The sequence below is a fragment of the Croceivirga radicis genome (assembly GCF_002072105.2).
In the GTDB taxonomy this organism is placed as follows: Bacteria; Bacteroidota; Bacteroidia; order Flavobacteriales; family Flavobacteriaceae; genus Croceivirga; species Croceivirga radicis.
Genome location: NZ_MTBC01000008.1, coordinates 145,715 through 164,863, shown reverse-complemented (window position 1 = coordinate 164,863; position 19,149 = coordinate 145,715). Strand labels below are relative to the sequence as shown.

At 37.0% G+C, this 19,149-nt stretch carries 32 protein-coding genes; 31 read left to right on the top strand and 1 reads right to left on the bottom strand.

Features of this window, described 5'->3' with window-relative positions:
- Window positions 1-3: 3 nt before the first annotated feature.
- The 31 genes from rplD (at window position 4) to BUL40_RS12340 (ending at window position 18,600) form a co-directional block, all read left to right on the top strand.
- Window positions 4-633: a 50S ribosomal protein L4 gene (rplD, locus tag BUL40_RS12490; protein ID WP_080319518.1), complete on the top strand. Its 630-nt coding sequence runs from the start codon at window positions 4-6 to the stop codon at window positions 631-633.
- Between the two features lie 7 nt (window positions 634-640).
- Entirely contained in the window at window positions 641-931 is a 291-nt protein-coding gene (gene rplW, locus BUL40_RS12485; RefSeq protein WP_080319517.1) for a 50S ribosomal protein L23, read from the top strand.
- A 9-nt stretch (window positions 932-940) separates the two neighbouring features.
- Window positions 941-1,765: a 50S ribosomal protein L2 gene (gene rplB, locus BUL40_RS12480; protein ID WP_010519400.1), complete on the top strand. Its 825-nt coding sequence runs from the start codon at window positions 941-943 to the stop codon at window positions 1,763-1,765.
- A 10-nt stretch (window positions 1,766-1,775) separates the two neighbouring features.
- The gene (gene rpsS, locus BUL40_RS12475) at window positions 1,776-2,054 is read left to right on the top strand and encodes a 30S ribosomal protein S19 (RefSeq protein WP_010519401.1); all 279 of its coding nucleotides are present in this window, start codon (window positions 1,776-1,778) and stop codon (window positions 2,052-2,054) included.
- Between the two features lie 6 nt (window positions 2,055-2,060).
- The gene (gene rplV / locus BUL40_RS12470) at window positions 2,061-2,480 is read left to right on the top strand and encodes a 50S ribosomal protein L22 (protein ID WP_010519402.1); all 420 of its coding nucleotides are present in this window, start codon (window positions 2,061-2,063) and stop codon (window positions 2,478-2,480) included.
- 4 nt (window positions 2,481-2,484) lie between these two features.
- On the top strand, window positions 2,485-3,198 hold the full coding sequence (gene rpsC, locus BUL40_RS12465) for a 30S ribosomal protein S3 (RefSeq protein ID WP_080319516.1): 714 nt from the start codon (window positions 2,485-2,487) through the stop codon (window positions 3,196-3,198).
- 20 nt (window positions 3,199-3,218) lie between these two features.
- Complete coding sequence (gene rplP / locus BUL40_RS12460) at window positions 3,219-3,638, top strand: 50S ribosomal protein L16 (protein ID WP_010519220.1); 420 nt, start codon at window positions 3,219-3,221, stop codon at window positions 3,636-3,638.
- A 12-nt stretch (window positions 3,639-3,650) separates the two neighbouring features.
- Complete coding sequence (gene rpmC / locus BUL40_RS12455; RefSeq protein WP_010519221.1) at window positions 3,651-3,842, top strand: 50S ribosomal protein L29; 192 nt, start codon at window positions 3,651-3,653, stop codon at window positions 3,840-3,842.
- A 13-nt stretch (window positions 3,843-3,855) separates the two neighbouring features.
- The gene (gene rpsQ / locus BUL40_RS12450; RefSeq protein WP_010519222.1) at window positions 3,856-4,119 is read left to right on the top strand and encodes a 30S ribosomal protein S17; all 264 of its coding nucleotides are present in this window, start codon (window positions 3,856-3,858) and stop codon (window positions 4,117-4,119) included.
- A gap of 2 nt (window positions 4,120-4,121) precedes the next feature.
- Complete coding sequence (gene rplN, locus BUL40_RS12445) at window positions 4,122-4,490, top strand: 50S ribosomal protein L14 (protein WP_010519223.1); 369 nt, start codon at window positions 4,122-4,124, stop codon at window positions 4,488-4,490.
- A gap of 12 nt (window positions 4,491-4,502) precedes the next feature.
- Window positions 4,503-4,808, top strand: a complete 306-nt coding sequence (gene rplX, locus BUL40_RS12440; RefSeq protein ID WP_010519224.1) for a 50S ribosomal protein L24 — start codon at window positions 4,503-4,505, stop codon at window positions 4,806-4,808.
- 2 nt (window positions 4,809-4,810) lie between these two features.
- Window positions 4,811-5,362: a 50S ribosomal protein L5 gene (rplE, locus tag BUL40_RS12435; RefSeq protein ID WP_010519225.1), complete on the top strand. Its 552-nt coding sequence runs from the start codon at window positions 4,811-4,813 to the stop codon at window positions 5,360-5,362.
- 1 nt (window position 5,363) lies between these two features.
- Window positions 5,364-5,633, top strand: coding sequence for a 30S ribosomal protein S14 (gene rpsN / locus BUL40_RS12430; protein ID WP_010519226.1), 270 nt, complete (start codon window positions 5,364-5,366; stop codon window positions 5,631-5,633).
- A 19-nt stretch (window positions 5,634-5,652) separates the two neighbouring features.
- Entirely contained in the window at window positions 5,653-6,051 is a 399-nt protein-coding gene (rpsH, locus tag BUL40_RS12425; RefSeq protein ID WP_010519227.1) for a 30S ribosomal protein S8, read from the top strand.
- A 21-nt stretch (window positions 6,052-6,072) separates the two neighbouring features.
- On the top strand, window positions 6,073-6,615 hold the full coding sequence (gene rplF, locus BUL40_RS12420; RefSeq protein WP_010519228.1) for a 50S ribosomal protein L6: 543 nt from the start codon (window positions 6,073-6,075) through the stop codon (window positions 6,613-6,615).
- A gap of 11 nt (window positions 6,616-6,626) precedes the next feature.
- Entirely contained in the window at window positions 6,627-6,980 is a 354-nt protein-coding gene (gene rplR / locus BUL40_RS12415; RefSeq protein ID WP_010519229.1) for a 50S ribosomal protein L18, read from the top strand.
- Between the two features lie 5 nt (window positions 6,981-6,985).
- On the top strand, window positions 6,986-7,510 hold the full coding sequence (gene rpsE / locus BUL40_RS12410) for a 30S ribosomal protein S5 (RefSeq protein WP_010519230.1): 525 nt from the start codon (window positions 6,986-6,988) through the stop codon (window positions 7,508-7,510).
- A 3-nt stretch (window positions 7,511-7,513) separates the two neighbouring features.
- On the top strand, window positions 7,514-7,693 hold the full coding sequence (gene rpmD / locus BUL40_RS12405; protein WP_010519231.1) for a 50S ribosomal protein L30: 180 nt from the start codon (window positions 7,514-7,516) through the stop codon (window positions 7,691-7,693).
- A 13-nt stretch (window positions 7,694-7,706) separates the two neighbouring features.
- Window positions 7,707-8,159, top strand: a complete 453-nt coding sequence (gene rplO / locus BUL40_RS12400) for a 50S ribosomal protein L15 (protein ID WP_010519232.1) — start codon at window positions 7,707-7,709, stop codon at window positions 8,157-8,159.
- Window positions 8,160-8,168: 9 nt separating this feature from the next.
- Window positions 8,169-9,512, top strand: coding sequence for a preprotein translocase subunit SecY (gene secY / locus BUL40_RS12395; RefSeq protein WP_010519233.1), 1,344 nt, complete (start codon window positions 8,169-8,171; stop codon window positions 9,510-9,512).
- A gap of 1 nt (window position 9,513) precedes the next feature.
- Window positions 9,514-9,729, top strand: coding sequence for a translation initiation factor IF-1 (gene infA / locus BUL40_RS12390; RefSeq protein WP_010519234.1), 216 nt, complete (start codon window positions 9,514-9,516; stop codon window positions 9,727-9,729).
- A 14-nt stretch (window positions 9,730-9,743) separates the two neighbouring features.
- Window positions 9,744-9,860 carry a type B 50S ribosomal protein L36 gene (gene ykgO / locus BUL40_RS12385; RefSeq protein ID WP_010519235.1) on the top strand — a complete coding sequence of 39 codons (117 nt, stop codon included), beginning with the start codon at window positions 9,744-9,746 and terminating at the stop codon, window positions 9,858-9,860.
- A 2-nt stretch (window positions 9,861-9,862) separates the two neighbouring features.
- Window positions 9,863-10,237, top strand: a complete 375-nt coding sequence (gene rpsM, locus BUL40_RS12380; protein ID WP_010519236.1) for a 30S ribosomal protein S13 — start codon at window positions 9,863-9,865, stop codon at window positions 10,235-10,237.
- A 13-nt stretch (window positions 10,238-10,250) separates the two neighbouring features.
- Window positions 10,251-10,643 (top strand): 30S ribosomal protein S11, encoded by a 393-nt coding sequence (rpsK, locus tag BUL40_RS12375; RefSeq protein WP_010519237.1) that lies wholly within the window; start codon window positions 10,251-10,253, stop codon window positions 10,641-10,643.
- A 110-nt stretch (window positions 10,644-10,753) separates the two neighbouring features.
- A complete protein-coding gene (gene rpsD, locus BUL40_RS12370) occupies window positions 10,754-11,359 on the top strand; it encodes a 30S ribosomal protein S4 (RefSeq protein WP_010519238.1) in 606 nt (201 codons plus the stop codon).
- Window positions 11,360-11,378: 19 nt separating this feature from the next.
- A complete protein-coding gene (locus BUL40_RS12365) occupies window positions 11,379-12,371 on the top strand; it encodes a DNA-directed RNA polymerase subunit alpha (protein ID WP_010519239.1) in 993 nt (330 codons plus the stop codon).
- A 71-nt stretch (window positions 12,372-12,442) separates the two neighbouring features.
- A complete protein-coding gene (gene rplQ / locus BUL40_RS12360) occupies window positions 12,443-12,946 on the top strand; it encodes a 50S ribosomal protein L17 (protein ID WP_080319515.1) in 504 nt (167 codons plus the stop codon).
- A gap of 88 nt (window positions 12,947-13,034) precedes the next feature.
- On the top strand, window positions 13,035-14,147 hold the full coding sequence (carA, locus tag BUL40_RS12355) for a glutamine-hydrolyzing carbamoyl-phosphate synthase small subunit (RefSeq protein ID WP_010519241.1): 1,113 nt from the start codon (window positions 13,035-13,037) through the stop codon (window positions 14,145-14,147).
- A 115-nt stretch (window positions 14,148-14,262) separates the two neighbouring features.
- Entirely contained in the window at window positions 14,263-15,555 is a 1,293-nt protein-coding gene (gene eno, locus BUL40_RS12350) for a phosphopyruvate hydratase (RefSeq protein WP_010519242.1), read from the top strand.
- 105 nt (window positions 15,556-15,660) lie between these two features.
- Window positions 15,661-17,199 (top strand): glycogen synthase, encoded by a 1,539-nt coding sequence (locus BUL40_RS12345; protein WP_080319514.1) that lies wholly within the window; start codon window positions 15,661-15,663, stop codon window positions 17,197-17,199.
- 117 nt (window positions 17,200-17,316) lie between these two features.
- The gene (locus tag BUL40_RS12340) at window positions 17,317-18,600 is read left to right on the top strand and encodes a citrate synthase (protein WP_010519244.1); all 1,284 of its coding nucleotides are present in this window, start codon (window positions 17,317-17,319) and stop codon (window positions 18,598-18,600) included.
- Here BUL40_RS12340 and BUL40_RS12335 read toward each other — a convergent pair.
- Complete coding sequence (locus BUL40_RS12335; protein WP_080319513.1) at window positions 18,578-19,030, bottom strand: hypothetical protein; 453 nt, start codon at window positions 19,028-19,030, stop codon at window positions 18,578-18,580. The genes BUL40_RS12340 and BUL40_RS12335 overlap by 23 nt on opposite strands.
- Between the last annotated feature and the right edge of the window lie 119 nt (window positions 19,031-19,149).

Sequence of the window (19,149 nt, the reverse complement as noted above, 5' to 3'; positions counted from 1 at the left end):
GTGATGAAGGTAGCAGTATTAGATAATAAAGGAAAAGACACTGGAAGAAAGGTTGAGCTTTCTGATGAAGTGTTTGCTATAGAGCCTAACGAGCATGCAATTTATTTGGATGTAAAACAATATTTGGCTCACCAAAGACAAGGTACGCATAAGGCTAAAGAAAGAGCAGAAATTGCTGGTAGTACGCGTAAACTTAAAAAACAAAAAGGGACTGGTACGGCACGTGCAGGTAGTATAAAGTCTCCTGTGTTTAGAGGTGGTGGTAGAATTTTTGGTCCTAGACCAAGAAACTACGCTCAAAAATTAAACAAGGGGGTTAAGCGTTTGGCAAGAAGGTCTGCTTTAAGTTTAAAAACAAAAGAAAATGCATTGTTCATTGTAGAGGACTTTCAAATGGAAGCTCCAAAGACAAAGGATTATGTTTCTTTCTTAACTTCTCTAGGAATTCAAGATAAAAAATCTCTTGTAGTGCTTAGCGGCGAGAACAAGAATTTATTCTTGTCTTCTAGGAATTTAAAAGGTACAGAAGTAGTAACCGCTTCTGAGCTTAATACGTATAAGATTTTAAATGCTAAGAATGTGGTTCTTTTAGAGGGTTCTTTAGAAGGAATACAAGAAAACTTAGGTAAATAGAAGCAGAATGAGTGTGTTGATAAAGCCAATCATAACAGAAAAAATGACCGCGGATAGTGAGTTGTTCAATCGTTATGGGTTCTACGTAAATCCAACAGCAAATAAATTGCAAATCAAGGAGGCGGTAGAAACTACTTACGGTGTTTCTGTTGAGAAAGTAAGAACCATGAATTACGGCCCAAACCGTAGAACTAGATATACTAAAACAGGTATACAGCATGGTAAGACAAACATGAGAAAGAAAGCAATCGTGGATGTCGCAGAAGGAGATATTATTGATTTCTATAGTAATCTATAAAGCAGGGTAATGTCAGTTAGAAAATTAAAACCCATCACTCCCGGGCAGCGTTTTAGAGTAGTTAATGGATTTGACGCAGTAACTACTGATAAGCCGGAGAAAAGCCTTTTGGCTCCGAAAAAAAGAACGGGGGGTAGAAACAGTCAAGGTAAAATGACTATGCGCCATAGAGGTGGTGGTCATAAAAGAAGGTATCGTATAATTGATTTTAAAAGAGATAGACAAGGTGAAACTGCCGAAGTTTTATCTATACAGTACGATCCAAACAGAACAGCATTCATCGCTTTAGTTCAATATGGCGATGGAGAAAAAAGATATATCATTGCTCAAAATGGTTTGCAGGTTGGGCAGAAGGTGATATCTGGTGAAAAGGCAACTCCAGAAATTGGAAATGCTATGTTGTTAAAAGATATTCCGTTGGGTACTATTATTTCTTGTATTGAGTTACGTCCTGGTCAAGGAGCTGTAATGGCAAGAAGTGCAGGTACTTTTGCGCAGTTGATGGCAAAAGACGGAAAATTTGTGACAATTAAACTACCTTCTGGTGAAACTAGAATGATTTTGGCTAACTGTCTTGCGACCATCGGTGCTGTTTCTAACTCTGATCATCAGTTGTTAGTTTCTGGTAAGGCTGGTAGAAGTAGATGGTTGGGTAGAAGACCTAGAACAAGACCAGTAGCAATGAACCCGGTTGATCACCCAATGGGTGGTGGTGAAGGAAGGGCCTCTGGAGGTCATCCAAGATCTAAGAACGGTATTCCTGCTAAAGGTTATAGAACTCGTTCTTTAACCAAGGATAGTAACAGATATATTGTAGAACGTAGAAAGAAATAAAAGTAAGTAAATGGCACGTTCATTAAAAAAAGGACCTTACGTTCAATTAAGTTTAGAGAAGAAAGTTCAGCAAAATGTTGAGAGTGGTAAAAAAACCGTTATCAAAACATGGTCTAGAGCTTCAATGATAACTCCTGATTTTGTTGGTCAAACTATTGCGGTTCATAACGGAAGACAATTTGTTCCTGTTTACGTAACGGAAAACATGGTTGGGCACAAATTAGGCGAATTTTCACCAACACGTTCTTTTAGAGGACATGCTGGAGCTAAAAATAAAGGTAAAAAGTAATAGGCTATGGGAGTTCGTAAAAGAGAAATGGCTGAAAGAATAAAGGCAGAAAAGAAAAATTTGGCTTTTGCCAAGTTAAACAACTGTCCTACTTCGCCAAGAAAAATGAGATTGGTAGCTGATTTGGTACGTGGTAAGAAAGTTGAAATGGCCTTGGCTATTTTAAGATTCAACCAAAAAGAGGCTTCTAGAAGACTAGAGAAACTTTTGCTTTCTGCTATTGCTAACTGGGAGGCTAAGAATGAGGATGCTAGCATTGAAGATGCTGATCTTATCGTAAAAGAAATACGTGTAGATGGTGGTACTATGTTAAAGCGTCTGCGTCCTGCACCACAAGGTAGAGCGCACAGAATTAGAAAGCGTTCTAACCACGTTACATTGGTTTTAGGATCTAGTAGTAAAGTAAACACAGAAACAACGGCATAAGAATATGGGACAGAAGACTAATCCGATAGGAAATCGTTTAGGAATTATCAGAGGATGGGAATCTAACTGGTACGGTGGAAACGATTACGGTGATAAGTTGGCAGAGGATGACAAAATTAGAAAGTATATCCATGCCCGTTTAGCTAAAGCTAGTGTTTCTAGAATTATTATAGAGCGTACGCTTAAGTTGATTACAGTAACTATTACTACTGCAAGGCCAGGTATCATTATTGGTAAGGGTGGTCAAGAAGTAGACAGGTTAAAAGAGGAGTTGAAGAAGATTACGAACAAGGAAGTTCAGATCAATATTCATGAGATTAAGAGACCTGAGTTAGATGCCAACTTGGTTGCGGCTAGTATTGCTAGACAAATAGAAAACAGGATTTCTTATCGTAGAGCTATAAAAATGGCTATCGCTGCGGCAATAAGAATGAATGCAGAAGGAATTAAAGTACAAATTTCTGGTAGGTTAAATGGTGCTGAAATGGCACGTTCTGAAACCTATAAAGATGGTAGAATTCCTTTGTCCACTTTTAGGGCAGACGTAGATTATGCTTTAGAAGAAGCTCATACTACATATGGTAGATTGGGTATTAAAGTTTGGATCATGAAAGGTGAGGTTTACGGTAAGAGAGAGTTATCTCCACTTGTAGGTTTATCTAAAGGTGGTTCAAAAGGAGGAAAACAAGACGGTGGTAAAAGACGTCGTAGAAAATAACAGAGTAAAGAGCAGGTAAGATGTTACAGCCTAAAAGAACAAAATTTCGTAAAGCCCAGAAGGGAAGAATGAAGGGTATTTCCCAAAGAGGTCACCAGCTATCTAATGGTATGTTCGGTATTAAATCTTTGGATTCTCATTTTATTACTTCCCGTCAGATAGAAGCTGCACGTATTGCTGCAACTAGATATATGAAAAGACAGGGGCAATTGTGGATCAAGATTTTCCCAGACAAGCCTATTACAAAGAAACCTTTGGAAGTACGTATGGGTAAAGGTAAAGGTGCGCCAGAGTATTGGGTAGCTGTTGTTAAACCGGGTAGAATCATGTTCGAAGTTGCGGGAGTGCCACATGACATTGCAAAAGAAGCTTTGCGTTTGGCTGCACAAAAGTTACCGGTAAAAACAAAATTCGTAGTTGCCAGAGATTACGCTGGATAAAATTAATCTGATATGAAACAAACAGAGATTAAAGAATTATCGGTAGAAGAAATTCAGCAAAAGTTAGCTGAGTTGAAGAAGGAGTATGCGGATTTAAAAATATCGCATTCGGTAACTCCATTGGAAAATCCAATGCAGATCAGAAAAACAAGAAGAATTGTCGCAAGGTTGGCAACTGAGTTAACAAAAAGGGAACTACAATAACGGATTCGGCCTTATGGAAGATAAAACTAGAAATTTAAGAAAAGAAAGAATCGGGGTTGTTACCAGTAACAAAATGGAAAAGTCCATTGTTGTTTCTGAGGTAAAACGAGTAAAGCATCCGATGTATGGTAAATTCGTTTTGAAGACCAAGAAATATGTTGCCCATGATGAGAAGAATGACTGTAATGAGGGTGACACAGTAAGAATAATGGAAACTAGACCTTTAAGTAAGACTAAGTGCTGGAGGTTGGTAGAAATCCTAGAAAGAGCTAAGTAACCATGGTACAACAGGAATCAAGATTAAGAGTTGCGGATAATACAGGTGCTAAAGAGGTACTTACTATCCGTGTGCTTGGAGGAACAAAAAGAAGGTACGCAAGTATAGGCGATAAAATTGTTGTTACTGTTAAGGAGGCTACTCCTAATGGAACAGTGAAAAAAGGTTCTGTATCAACTGCGGTAGTTGTTAGATCTAAGAAAGAAGTAAGAAGACCTGATGGCTCTTATATTAGATTTGATGATAATGCATGTGTGTTGTTAAATCCTGCTGGAGAGATGAGAGGTACAAGGGTTTTTGGACCTGTAGCCAGGGAGTTGCGTGATAAGCAGTATATGAAAATTGTATCATTGGCCCCTGAGGTACTTTAAAAGAGAAGTAAGATGAAGCTAAAGATAAAAACAGGAGATAACGTAATAGTAGTTGCTGGAGACCATAAAGGTTCTGAAGGTAAAGTGCAAAGCGTAGATTCTGAAAAGAACAAGGCTATAGTAGAGGGTGTAAATTTGGTTAAGAAGCATGAAAAACCAAGCGCACAGAACCCGCAAGGAGGTATAGTAGAGAAAGAAGCTCCTATCCATATTTCTAATTTAGCATTGGTAGAGAACGGCTCTGCAGTAAGAGTTGGTTATACCGTTAAAGACGGAAAGAAAGTAAGAGTGTCTAAAAAAACAGGAGAAATTATCTAGTCATGAGTTATATTCCAAGACTAAAAACAGAATACAAGGAGCGTGTTATAAAAGCGTTGACCGATGAGTTTGGTTACGCTAACGTAATGCAAGTTCCTAAACTAGAGAAGATAGTTCTTAGTAGAGGTGTTGGTGCAGCTGTTGCCGATAAGAAATTAATTGATCACGCTGTTGATGAGTTAACTATGATTACTGGTCAGAAAGCAATTGCTACAATTTCTAAGAAAGACGTTGCAACCTTTAAATTGCGTAAGGGAATGCCTATTGGCGCCAAGGTTACGTTAAGAGGTGAGCGTATGTATGAGTTCTTAGATAGGTTAATTACAACTGCTTTGCCAAGGGTTAGAGATTTCCAAGGAGTAAAAGCAACCGGTTTTGATGGCCGCGGAAACTATAACTTGGGAATTACAGAACAGATTATTTTTCCAGAAATCAATATTGATAGGATTAATAGAATCAACGGTATGGACATTACTTTCGTAACAAGTGCCGAGACCGATAAAGAAGCCAAGTCTTTGTTAGCAGAACTAGGAATCCCTTTTAAAAAGAATTAAGATGGCAAAAGAATCAATGAAAGCCCGTGAAAGAAAAAGGGCAAAAACAGTAGCCAAATATGCTGAAAAAAGAAAAGCATTAAAAGAGGCTGGTGATTACGAAGGTTTGCAAAAGTTGCCTAAGAATGCTTCTCCTGTAAGAATGCACAACAGATGTAAGCTTACTGGTAGACCTAGAGGTTACATGAGAACTTTTGGTATTTCTAGGGTTATGTTTAGGGAAATGGCCAACAAGGGGTTAATTCCAGGTGTTAAAAAAGCAAGTTGGTAATTCTAAAAAAGAAGGAAAAATGTTAACAGATCCAATTTCAGATTATTTAACAAGGATAAGAAACGCTAGTAGAGCGGGTCATAGAGTAGTGAACGTTCCTGCTTCCAACTTGAAGAAAGAAATGACTAAAATCCTTTTTGATCAAGGATACATTTTGAGCTATAAGTTTGAGGAAGATTCTGTACAAGGTAATATTAAAATAGCTTTGAAATATGACAAGTTCACAAAAGAACCTGTTATTAAAAAGCTGGAAAGAGCCAGTAAACCTGGTTTAAGAAAATATTCAGGAGCTGAACAATTACCTCGTGTATTGAATGGTTTAGGTATCGCAATCGTTTCTACCTCTCATGGTGTAATGACTAGCAAACAAGCTAAGCTTGAAAATGTTGGTGGTGAGGTTTTATGTTACGTATACTAAAAAGTAAAAAGAACTAAAGAGATGTCAAGAATAGGTAATAATCCAATTTCAATCCCAGAGGGCGTTACTGTAGACGTAAAGGATAGCGTAGTAACAGTTAAGGGAAAGTTGGGAGAGCTAACCCAAGAATTTAATGGGGTAGACGTAAAGGTAGAAGACGGTACTTTGACCGTTTCAAGACCATCAGACGCTAAAGACCATAAAGCTAAACATGGTTTATATAGAGCTTTAATCAACAATATGATTAAAGGTGTAGCGCAAGGTTGGACAAAAGAGTTAGAACTTGTAGGTGTTGGTTACCGTGCTAGTAACCAAGGGCAAAAATTGGATTTAGCGCTTGGTTTTTCCCATAACATAGTTATGGATATTGCATCAGAGGTAAAAATTGAAACAGTTTCTGAAAAAGGAAAGAATCCTATCGTGAAATTGACATCTCATGATAAGCAATTGGTCGGAGCGGTTGCCGCTAAGATCAGATCTTTTAGAAAACCTGAACCTTACAAAGGAAAAGGTATCAAGTTTGTAGGAGAACAAATTAGAAGAAAAGCAGGTAAATCAGCTTAATACAAGATATAATGGGATTATCAAAGACTGATAGAAAATTAAGGATAAGAAGAAGGATTAGAAAAGTATCTTTTGGTACCGAATCTCGTCCTAGATTATCTGTATTTCGTAGCAACAAAGAAATCTATGCTCAAGTAATAGATGATAATGCTGGTAAAACATTGGTAGCAGTATCTTCTAGAGACAAAGGTCTTGAGGCTACAGGAACTAAGACGGAAATTGCTAACGCTGTAGGTAAGGCGGTTGCGGAAAAAGCTTTAAAAGCTGGTATCGAAACTGTTGCTTTTGACAGAGGCGGTAATTTGTATCACGGAAGGGTTAAAGCATTGGCAGAAGGTGCCAGAGAAGGTGGACTTAAATTCTAAATCATATGTACCAGAATTATAAAAACGTAGAACTAGTTAAGCCAGGAGGTTTAGAATTAAAAGATCGTCTTGTTGGCGTGCAAAGGGTTACCAAAGTAACTAAAGGTGGACGTGCATTTGGTTTCTCTGCAATTGTTGTTGTAGGTGATGAGAATGGTGTTGTTGGCCATGGTTTAGGTAAATCCAAAGAAGTAGCTACTGCTATAGCTAAAGCTGTAGAAGATGCAAAGAAAAACTTGGTAAGAATACCTTTAAATAAAAGTACTTTACCGCACGAGCAGAAAGGTAAATTTGGTGGGGCTAGAGTATTTATTAAACCTGCATCCCAAGGTACCGGAGTTATTGCTGGTGGTGCCGTAAGAGCGGTATTGGAGGCAGTAGGTATCCACGATGTACTTTCTAAGTCTCAGGGATCTTCTAACCCTCACAATGTGGTTAAGGCTACTTTTGATGCGTTGTTGCAATTAAGAGATGCTGGTACCGTTGCTAAGCAAAGAGGTGTAAGTCTTGAAAAAGTTTTTAAAGGATAAGAAATGGCTAAGATTAAGGTAAAGCAATTAAAGAGCGCTATAAAAAGACCTCAGAATCAAAAGAGGACTTTGGAAGCATTGGGTTTAAGGAAAATCGGCCAGGTAGTAGAACATGAAGCTACTCCGAACATCCTTGGAATGATAAAAAAAGTAGAACATTTGGTTTCCACAGAGGAGGCCTAAATAACCAAGACTAATGGATTTAAGTAGTTTAAAACCAGCAGAAGGAGCTAAGAACCGTGATGGTAAGCGTTTAGGTAGAGGTCAGGCCTCTGGTAAAGGTGGTACCGCTGCACGAGGTCACAAAGGGGCCAAGTCAAGATCCGGTTACTCAAAGAAAATCGGTTTTGAGGGTGGTCAAATGCCATTACAGAGACGTGTTCCTAAATTCGGTTTCAAAAATATTAACCGTAAAGAGTACCAAGCCATCAATTTGGACAAGCTTCAATTATTGGTAGATGAAAAAGGTGTTAAAGATGTAATAAATTTAGATACCTTTGTGGCCCACAATTTAGCGGGTAAAAACGAATTGGTAAAAATCTTAGGTAACGGTGAATTAAAAGCTAAACTTAAAGTTTCTGCCCACAAATTCAGTGCTTCTGCTAAAGCAGCTATAGAAGCAGCAGGTGGTGAAGCTATAAGTTTATAAGATTTAGATATGAAGAAGTTTATTGAGACTATATCAAATATTTGGAAGATAGAAGAGTTAAGAAACCGTATTCTAATAACATTAGGGTTGTTGTTGGTTTATAGGTTTGGGGCTCAAGTTGTGCTTCCGGGTATTGATACTACTCAATTATCCCAGCTTACTTCCAATACGGAAAGCGGTATCTTGGGAATTTTAAATGCGTTTACAGGGGGGGCTTTTGCCAATGCCTCTGTTTTTGCATTGGGTATAATGCCATACATTTCTGCCTCTATTGTGGTACAATTAATGAGTATCGCAATTCCTTACTTACAAAAGTTAGATAAGGAAGGTGAAAGTGGAAGAAAAACTAAGAATCAAATAACCAGATGGCTTACAATAGCTATTTGTATTGTTCAGGCGCCAACGTATTTATATGGTTTGGGTGCTTTGGGTGTGCCAGATAGTGCTTTTGTTTTGGGTAAAGGCTTAGACTTTATAGTGCCTTCCGTAATCATCTTGGTTACAGGTTGTGTTTTTGCAATGTGGTTAGGTGAACGTATTACGGATAAAGGTATCGGTAATGGTATATCACTCTTAATCATGATTGGTATTATCGCTACTATGCCTCAAGCCTTTTTGCAAGAGTTTGTTTCTAGAACAACAAACAATACTGGTGGATTAATGTTTATTTTAATCGAGGTAATTGTTTGGTTCTTGGTAATATTGGCAAGTGTATTGTTGGTAATGGCTGTAAGGCAAATCCCGGTTCAGTATGCAAGAAGAACTGCATCTGGTGGTTATGAGAAAAACGTGATGGGTTCTCGTCAGTACATCCCATTAAAGTTAAATGCTTCTGGGGTAATGCCAATTATTTTTGCACAAGCTATTATGTTCGCACCTAGTTTAATTGGTAGAACATTTAATAACACAGCAGCTGGTCAGTGGATGGAAGTTCAATTCGCAGATATCTTTGGTTGGGCTTATAACATTTTATTTGCGGCATTAATTATCATTTTTACTTATTTCTACACTGCTATTACGGTTCCAACCAATAAAATGGCAGATGATTTAAAGAGAAGTGGTGGTTTTGTTCCAGGTATACGTCCAGGTAAGGAAACGGCAGACTATTTAGACAAAATAATGTCTTTAATAACTTTCCCAGGTTCTATATTTTTAGCACTTTTGGCGGTTTTACCGGCAATCGTTGTAAAATTGATGGATGTTCAGTCTGGATGGGCACTTTTTTATGGTGGTACTTCCCTTTTAATTATGGTTGGTGTTGCTATAGATACTGTTCAGCAGGTTAATTCATATTTGTTGAATAGACATTATGATGGGTTAATGAAAACTGGTAAAAACAGAAAAGTAGCATAAAATGGCAAAGCAACCCGCAATAGAACAAGATGGCACTATTATCGAAGCATTGTCTAATGCAATGTTTAGGGTAGAGTTAGAGAATGGTCATATTGTAACGGCGCATATTTCAGGAAAAATGCGTATGCATTATATAAAACTATTACCAGGAGATAAGGTAAAGTTAGAAATGAGTCCGTATGACTTGACTAAAGCAAGAATTACATACAGATATTAAGAAGAGATATTGATATGAAAGTAAGGGCATCAATAAAGAAAAGGAGTGCAGACTGCAAAATAGTACGTAGAAAAGGTAGACTGTACGTTATCAACAAAAAGAATCCTAGATTTAAACAAAGACAAGGGTAATTATGGCTAGAATAGCAGGTGTAGATATACCAAAACAAAAGAGAGGCGTTATTGCTTTAACCTATATTTACGGTATCGGCAGAAGTCGTGCCAAAGAGATTTTGGAGCAGGCAAACGTTAGCGAAGATGTAAAGGTTTCTGATTGGAACGATGATGAAATCGGTAGAATCAGGGAAACAGTGTCTAGTTATACTATTGAAGGAGAGCTACGTTCTGAAACTCAAATGAACATTAAGCGTCTTATGGATATCGGTTGTTACCGTGGTATTCGTCATAGAGCTGGTCTTCCTTTAAGAGGGCAAAGAACTAAGAACAATTCTAGGACTAGAAAAGGTAAACGTAAAACGGTTGCTAACAAGAAAAAGGCAACTAAATAATAGCTAAAGCATTATGGCAAAGGCAAGTAGTAAAACAGCAAAAAAGCGTAAGGTAATTGTTGACTCTACAGGAGAAGCACACATTGTAGCTTCTTTTAACAACATTATCATTTCTTTGACTAACAAAAAGGGAGATGTAATCTCTTGGTCTTCTGCAGGTAAAATGGGCTTTAGAGGTTCTAAAAAGAATACTCCATATGCTGCTCAAGTTGCTGCTGAAGATTGTTCTAAAGTTGCTCATGAAGCAGGTCTTAGAAAAGTAAAGGTATACGTTAAGGGCCCAGGTAATGGTAGAGAGTCTGCTATTAGAACAATCCACAACGAGGGTATTGAGGTAACTGAAATAATTGATGTTACTCCATTACCACACAATGGATGTAGACCTCCAAAAAGAAGAAGAGTTTAATTATTTTTATAGTCTGCCCATAAAGGCAGACTTTTATACATCGAATGTGCAATAATGATTATCGAAGGATAAGCCTTAATTCATAATCGTACATTCAAATAAATTAGAAAATGGCAAGATATACAGGACCAAAAACTAAGATAGCCCGTAAGTTCGGTGAAGCTATCTTCGGCGATGACAAATCGTTTGAAAAAAAGAATTACCCTCCAGGACAACATGGAAATAACCGTAGAAGAGGGAAAAAGTCAGAATATGCTATCCAGTTAATGGAAAAGCAAAAGGCAAAATATACGTATGGTATTTTAGAGCGCCAGTTTAGAAATCTTTTTGCAGAAGCTAAGCGTAAAGATGGTGTAACTGGTGAAGTTCTTTTGCAATTATGCGAGTCTCGTTTAGATAACGTAGTATACAGAATGGGTATTGCACCATCTAGAAGAGCAGCTAGACAATTAGTTGGTCACAGACATATAACCGTTAACGGTGAGTTGGTAAATATACCTTCTTATTCTTTAAGAGCCGGAGATGTTGTTGGTGTAAGAGAAAAATCTAAATCTGTACAAGCTATTACAGATTCTTTAGCAAATAGTAGCGCTGTTTACGAGTGGTTAACTTGGAACAGTGAAAAGAAAGAAGGTACATTTGTTGCGGTACCAGAAAGGCTTCAAATTCCTGAAAATATTAAAGAGCAACTAATCGTCGAGTTATACTCAAAATAAAAACAACATTAATCCAATTATGGCATTACTTAATTTTCAGAAGCCCGATAAAGTTATAATGATAGACTCAACAGATTTTGAGGGGAAATTTGAATTTCGCCCCTTAGAACCTGGCTATGGTTTAACTGTTGGGAACGCATTAAGAAGGGTACTACTTTCCTCTTTGGAAGGTTTTGCCATCACATCGGTTAGAATTGACAGTGTAGAGCATGAGTTCTCTGTTATTCCTGGTGTTGTTGAGGATGTTACTGAGATTATTCTTAATCTAAAGCAAGTACGTTTCAAAAGACAGATTGATGATGTTGAAAGTGAAACTGTGTCTATTTCCGTAAGTGGAAAAGAGCAATTAACTGCTGGTGATTTTCAAAAATTCATCTCTGGATATCAGGTATTGAATCCGGATTTGGTTATTTGTAATATGGATGCGAAGGTGTCTATTAACATGGAAATCATTATTGAGAAAGGTCGTGGTTACGTTCCTGCGGAAGAAAACAAAAAATCCAATGCACCAATAGGTACAATAGCTATGGATTCTGTTTTTACTCCTATCAAGAATGTAAAATATAGTATTGAGAACTACAGGGTAGAACAAAAGACAGATTACGAAAAGTTGGTTTTCGAAATTAGTTCTGATGGTTCTATTCATCCTAAAGACGCGCTTACAGAGGCAGCAAAGGTTTTGATACACCATTTTATGTTGTTCTCAGATGAGCGTATTACGTTAGAAGCAGATGAGATTGCACAAACAGAGACCTATGATGAAGAGTCTTTGCACATGCGTCAATTGCTTAAGACTAAATTGGTAGACATGGATTTATCTGTTAGAGCCTTAAATTGTCTTAAAGCCGCAGAAGTAGATACTTTAGGAGACTTGGTAGCGTTTAACAAAAACGATTTGATGAAATTCAGAAACTTTGGTAAAAAGTCTTTAACAGAGTTAGAAGAATTGGTAATCAATAAGGGCTTGCAGTTCGGGATGGACTTAAGCAAATACAAATTAGATAAGGATTAATTAATCATATTTTGCTCTCCCTAATAAAATATTTTGATTGGGATTTGGTAGCAAGATGATAAAAAAGAAAGATGAGACACGGTAAAAAGTTTAATCATTTAGGTAGAAAGTCTGCCCACAGAAAGGCAATGTTGGCCAATATGGCTTGTTCTCTTATTGAGCACAAAAGAATCAACACTACGGTTGCTAAGGCTAAGGCTTTAAAGCAATTTGTTGAGCCTTTAATTACTAAAGCAAAAGTAGAGAACAACCAAACTACGGAAAAAGGTACACACAACCGTAGAGTTGTTTTTAGTAGCTTAAGAAGTAAAGAGGCAATAACAGAGCTGTTTGGAACCGTTGCTGAAAAAGTAGGCGAAAGACCAGGAGGTTATACTAGAATTATAAAACTAGGAAACAGACTTGGGGATAATGCTGATATGGCAATGATCGAGTTGGTAGATTTTAATGATGTTTATAATACAGATTCTGGTAAAAAGAAAACTACTAGAAGAAGTAGAAGAGGTGGTAAAAAAGCGGAAGCTGTTGCTCCAGCTCAAGAAACAAAAGCTACAGCAGATGACTCTGAAGAATAAAATGTTTATTATTCATTTATAACTTAAAAAGGATACGTTTAGGCGTATCCTTTTTTTTATGTTTTTTTGTAAAATTTTAGGACGGAACATGAAATATCAAAAAAGAAAAAAAGCACTTTTACTATTAGAAGACGGCACCATTTTTTTCGGTAAGGCCGTAGGAGAAAGAGAAGGAACTTCATTTGGAGAAGTATGTTTTAATACTGGGATGACCGGTTATCAAGAAATATTTACAGACCCGTCTTACTATGGTCAATTAATGGTTACTACCAATGCACATATTGGAAACTATGGTACCCATAAAGACGAAATTGAGTCTGATTCAATAAAAATTGCGGGTTTAATTTGTAAAAATTTTAGCTACAATTACTCTAGACCTAGTGCGGATAAGAGTCTATTGGATTTTTTAAACGATAATGATTTATTGGCTATTTCTGATGTGGATACTAGAGCGTTAGTAAGTTACATTAGGGATAATGGTGCTATGAATGCCGTAATTTCAACACGCGTAGATGAAATAGATGCGTTAAAGGAAGAATTAAAAGCAGTGCCATCTATGGAAGGGCTAGAATTGGCCTCAAAAGTATCTACAAAAGAGCCTTATTTTGTAGGTAAAGAAGATGCGCAGTATAAGATTGCTGCGTTGGATATTGGAATTAAAAAGAATATTCTTAGAAACTTAGAGAAAAGAGGAGCTTTAATAAAAGTATTTCCTTACAATACTTCAAAAGAAGAAATGGCAGCTTGGAATCCAGATGGTTATTTTATTTCCAACGGGCCTGGTGACCCAGAACCATTAAAGGATGCAATACAAACAACAAAAGACATATTAAAAACAGATAAACCTTTATTTGGAATATGTTTAGGACACCAAGTGTTGGCCTTAGCCAATGGGGTGTCTACTTATAAAATGCATCATGGTCATAGGGGAATAAACCATCCAATCCTAAACTTAATAACGGGAAAAGGTGAAATTACTAGCCAAAACCATGGTTTTGCGGTAAATAGAGAAGAGACCGAAGCACATGAGGAATTGGAGGTTACCCATACGCACTTAAATGATGGTACCGTTGCTGGTTTAAAAATGAAAAACAAAGATGTTTTTTCGGTGCAATACCATCCAGAGGCTAGCCCGGGACCACATGACGCAGATTATTTGTTCGACCAGTTTTTTGATGCTATTAAGGCTAGTGCCAACTAAATCGTTTGAGTTTATTTTTAGGTTATTAATACAATAAATACCAGCTGAAATGGAGATGTAAAAGGCACACCTTTTGTATCTTCGTTTTGCTAAATTCACAAATAAATAAAAGAATATGAGTATTATAGTCAACATTCATGCAAGACAAATTTTGGATTCTCGTGGTAACCCTACCGTAGAGGTAGACGTTGTTACAGAGAACGGATTTTTAGGTAGGGCCGCAGTACCATCTGGAGCTTCTACGGGAGAGCATGAAGCGGTTGAATTAAGAGACGGTGGAGATTCCTTTATGGGTAAAGGAGTGGGCAACGCCGTAAATAATGTAAATACGGTAATTGCTGAGGAATTAATAGGTGTTTCCGTATTTGAACAAAACTTTATAGATCAGACCATGATTGCATTAGATGGTACACCAAACAAATCTAAATTGGGTGCTAACGCAATTTTGGGTGTTTCTTTGGCAGTTGCAAAGGCAGCGGCAGAAGAGCTTGGCATGCCATTATACCGCTATGTAGGTGGTGTTTCCGCAAATACTTTGCCTGTGCCAATGATGAATATTATAAACGGTGGTTCGCACTCAGATGCACCTATCGCTTTTCAAGAGTTTATGGTTATGCCCGTAAAGGCAAAAGATTTTAGCCATGCTATGCAAATGGGTACAGAGATATTTCACAACCTAAAAAAGGTGTTGCATGGTCGTAACTTAAGTACCGCAGTAGGTGATGAAGGTGGTTTTGCCCCGAATTTAGCTGGTGGAACCGAGGATGCATTGGATACTATTGCTAAAGCTGTAGAACAGGCGGGCTATAAATTGGGTGATGATGTAATGATTGCCTTGGATTGTGCCTCTGCAGAATTTTATGTAGACGGTAAGTATGACTATACCAAGTTTGAAGGCGATAAAGGTGTAGTAAGAACTTCTGAAGAGCAAGCTGCTTATTTAGCGGAATTATGTGAAAAATACCCTATCATTTCTATTGAGGATGGGATGGATGAAAACGATTGGGATGGTTGGAAAATGTTGACGGAAAAAGTTGGTGACAAAGTACAATTAGTAGGAGACGATTTATTTGTAACTAACGTAGAGCGTTTATCTAGAGGTATAGAAAATGGTATTGCCAATTCTATTTTGATAAAAGTTAACCAAATTGGAACACTTACCGAGACTATTGCTGCGGTAAATATGGCTAAAAATGCTGGTTACACCTCTGTAATGTCTCACCGTTCCGGAGAAACAGAAGACAATACTATTGCTGATTTGGCTGTTGCTTTAAACACAGGGCAAATTAAAACAGGTTCTGCTTCTCGTAGTGATCGTATGGCAAAATATAATCAATTGTTACGTATAGAAGAGCAATTGGGAGATATTGCTTACTATCCGCAAGAGAAAGCCTTTAAGGTTAAATAGTAACAATAACTTATCATATAAAAAGCCTTTCTAATCCAAGAAAGGCTTTTTTTTATTCTATAATATATCTTATCTTTTAACAACTTCATTTAACAAGTTAAACGTATGAACAACTTCTTATTTGCCGCAGCTGAAAATGATGCAATTCCAAAATGTAAAGCTGGAGGTATGGGAGATGTTGTTAGGGATGTTCCAAGACAAATTTCAGAGAAAGGGGATCGCGCGCATGTGGTAACGCCCTCCTATGGTAGATTACATCAAAATGGAACATTTAGGACTAATTTGAATTTTCAACTTAGGGGTGTTACATATACGGCAGAAATTTATGAAGTACCACCAAAAAAAATATACGAGAATATACATCATTATGTAATTCATCATCCAGAAATAGAAGCTGGGGGTATTGCACACATTTATCATGATGATCCCGAAGAACCTTTTTATACGGATGCTATAAAATATTTTATTTTTTGTACCGCAGTTGCAGAAGCTATAAAACAAGGTGTTTTTGGCGAAATTGACGTGGTGCATTTACATGATTGGCACTCTAGTTTGCTTCTATTTTTACGTGAGTATGTAAAAGATTATGAGCTGTTAAAGCCAATACGGTTTGTGTATAGTATTCATAATTTAGCCATTCAAGGTATTCGTCCGTTCCAAGATAATTATGCTAGTTTGCTAAATTGGTTTCCAACTGTAGATTTGGATTATAAAAAATTACAGGATTACCGCTACACGGATTGCGTTAACCTTATGGCGGTTGGTATCCGCTTGGCAGATGCCGTACATACGGTTTCTCCTTCTTATAAAGATGATGTTATGAAGCCCAGCAAACCACCAGAATTCATAGGTGGTGAAGGTTTGGAGCTAGACTTGCAACAAGCGGACAAGGAAGGGCGTTTATTTGGTATCTTAAATGGATGCAATTATAAAAACATAAATAAAGAACAAAAGGGTAATATTTATAGAAACACCATTAAAGCTTTGTTTCAATGGTTGCAAGAAGAATCAAAAAAATACAAAGCCGATTTTTTAGCACATACAGGTGAAAAGATAATGGAGTACATCAGTAATGGAAAACCCAACTTCATAGCTTGTAGCGTTGCCCGTCTTACGGAACAAAAGTTTTATTTTTTTAAACGTTCACCAGAGGCGTTTATTCAGATTTTAGAAAAACTGGAAGCAAAAGGAGGTATATTTATGCTTCTGGGTACTGGTGCTCCAGAATATGAAGAGTTATTTAGAAAAATAAGCTACGAGCATAAGAACTTTATTTTTACGAATGGGCAATCAGAAAGTTTGATTGATTCTATGTATCAAGAGTGTGATTTGTATTTTATGCCTAGTTTGTTTGAGCCCTGTGGTATAAGTCAAATGTTGGCCATGCGAAATGGAAATCCCTGCTTGGTACACTATACGGGAGGACTAAGAGATACGGTAGATCATTTAGAATCAGGTTTTGCTTTTGATGGGGATTCGTATGATGAGAAGATAGCTAATATGCTCAACGTTTTTGATCAAGTACTTTCTATTTATGATACAGATAAGGCGCGTTGGAAGAAGATTCAACAGACTGCCAAGCGAAAAAGATTTACTTGGAAAAAATCTGTAGATCAATACTATAAAGATCTTTATAAGTTATAGTTAATCACAATCATAAGATTATCGTTAATAATAGTTCAAAATTGAAGGTTTCAATTGTTAAAGCCTTGGCTTTTTCGTAAATTAGACCGCTTAGATTTTTACAAATAAAAAATATAAATGTCGAAAACTGCAACAATAGAATTTGAAGGGAAAAAATACGAGTTTCCTGTTATTAAGGGAACCGAGGATGAATTGGCAATTGATATCAAAACTTTGCGTGCCAGCACCGGTATGGTAACCATAGACCCTGGTTTTAAAAACACCGGGTCTTGTGAAAGTGCCATTACTTTTTTAGATGGAGAAAAAGGTATTCTTAGGTATAGAGGTTATTCTATTGAAGACTTGGCAGAAAAAGCAGATTTTTTAGAAGTAGCTTATTTGTTGATTTTTGGAGAACTTCCCAACAAAGAGCAGCTAGCTAAATTTGATGCGGATATTAAGGCAGAGTCTAACGTAGACGAGGAAATGAAAAAGATTTTGGATGGTTTTCCAAAATCAGCACATCCAATGGGCGTTTTGTCTTCTCTAACAAGTGCGTTGATTGCTTTTAACCCGTCTTCTGTAGATGTAGATTCTGAGGGCGCAATGTATAATGCCATAGTACGTATAATGGCAAAATTTCCTGTTTTGGTGGCATGGACCATGCGTAAAAAGATGGGATTACCGTTAGACTATGGTGATGATTCTTTGGGTTATGTAGAGAACATCCATAAAATGATGTTCAAAAGGCCAAATAAAGAATACAAAAAAGATAGTACGGTAATAGAGGCGTTGGATAAGCTTTTGATTTTGCATGCAGATCACGAGCAAAACTGTTCTACTTCTACTGTGCGTATTGTAGGTTCTTCCCATGCAGGGTTGTTTGCCTCGTTATCTGCTGGTATTTCAGCCTTATGGGGTCCTCTTCATGGTGGTGCCAACCAAGCAGTATTAGAAATGCTAGAAGCCATTCAGGAAGATGGAGGCGATACTAAAAAATATATGGCTAAGGCCAAAGACAAAGAAGATCCTTTTAGATTAATGGGCTTTGGACACCGCGTATATAAGAATTTCGACCCAAGAGCAAGAATAATTAAAAAAGCGGCAGATGAAGTTTTAGGTAGTCTTGGAATAGATGACCCTATTTTAGAAGTGGCTAAAGGTCTAGAGAAAGAGGCTTTGGAAGATGATTACTTTGTAAAAAGAAAACTATATCCAAACGTAGACTTTTATTCAGGTATAATATATCGTGCTTTGGGTATTCCGGTAGATATGTTCACCGTAATGTTTGCTCTAGGTAGATTACCAGGTTGGATTGCCCAATGGAGGGAAATGCGCTTACGTAAAGAACCAATAGGTAGACCAAGACAGGTTTACATTGGTGAAAACCACAGAGATTTTAAAAAGATAGCTGATCGTTAGTATTAGCTAGTTCTGCCAAATATGTTTTGGCAAAATCAATACAGAATTGGTTAAAATAGCATTTGTAAGGATAGTTAATCGCATCCTTTCGTTGTAATTCGGCTGTATTGATTTCTATGATATACTTCAATAAATTAAGTTGCCCATCTTTTTCTAGTAGATTAAGTTGGGCAATTACTTTTTCTTTATAATTGTAACAGATTTCTCTAATTTTGTTGAAGTTTTGAACTTGGAAAGTTGAAGAATTGGTTTTTTTCAAATAGTCCATGTCATTTAACTGAACAATAAGACTTGGGGAGGTCTTTTGTGGCTTTGTTGTTTTAACTTCAGAGTTGGATGAAAAATTAATATGCTTGGGTGGTAATACCCCAGAAAGGGAAAGTGCGAAAAAAACGCTCACAAATACAACTTCAAGAATTATCTTTTTCATCCCGTCGTAATTTCTTACAAATTAATAAAACAAAAATAGATATACCATAATTTTTGTTGTTTTGTTTAAGTTGAAATGTAATTATCTGTAGTTAAATTGTGTTTATTAATAGTTAAACT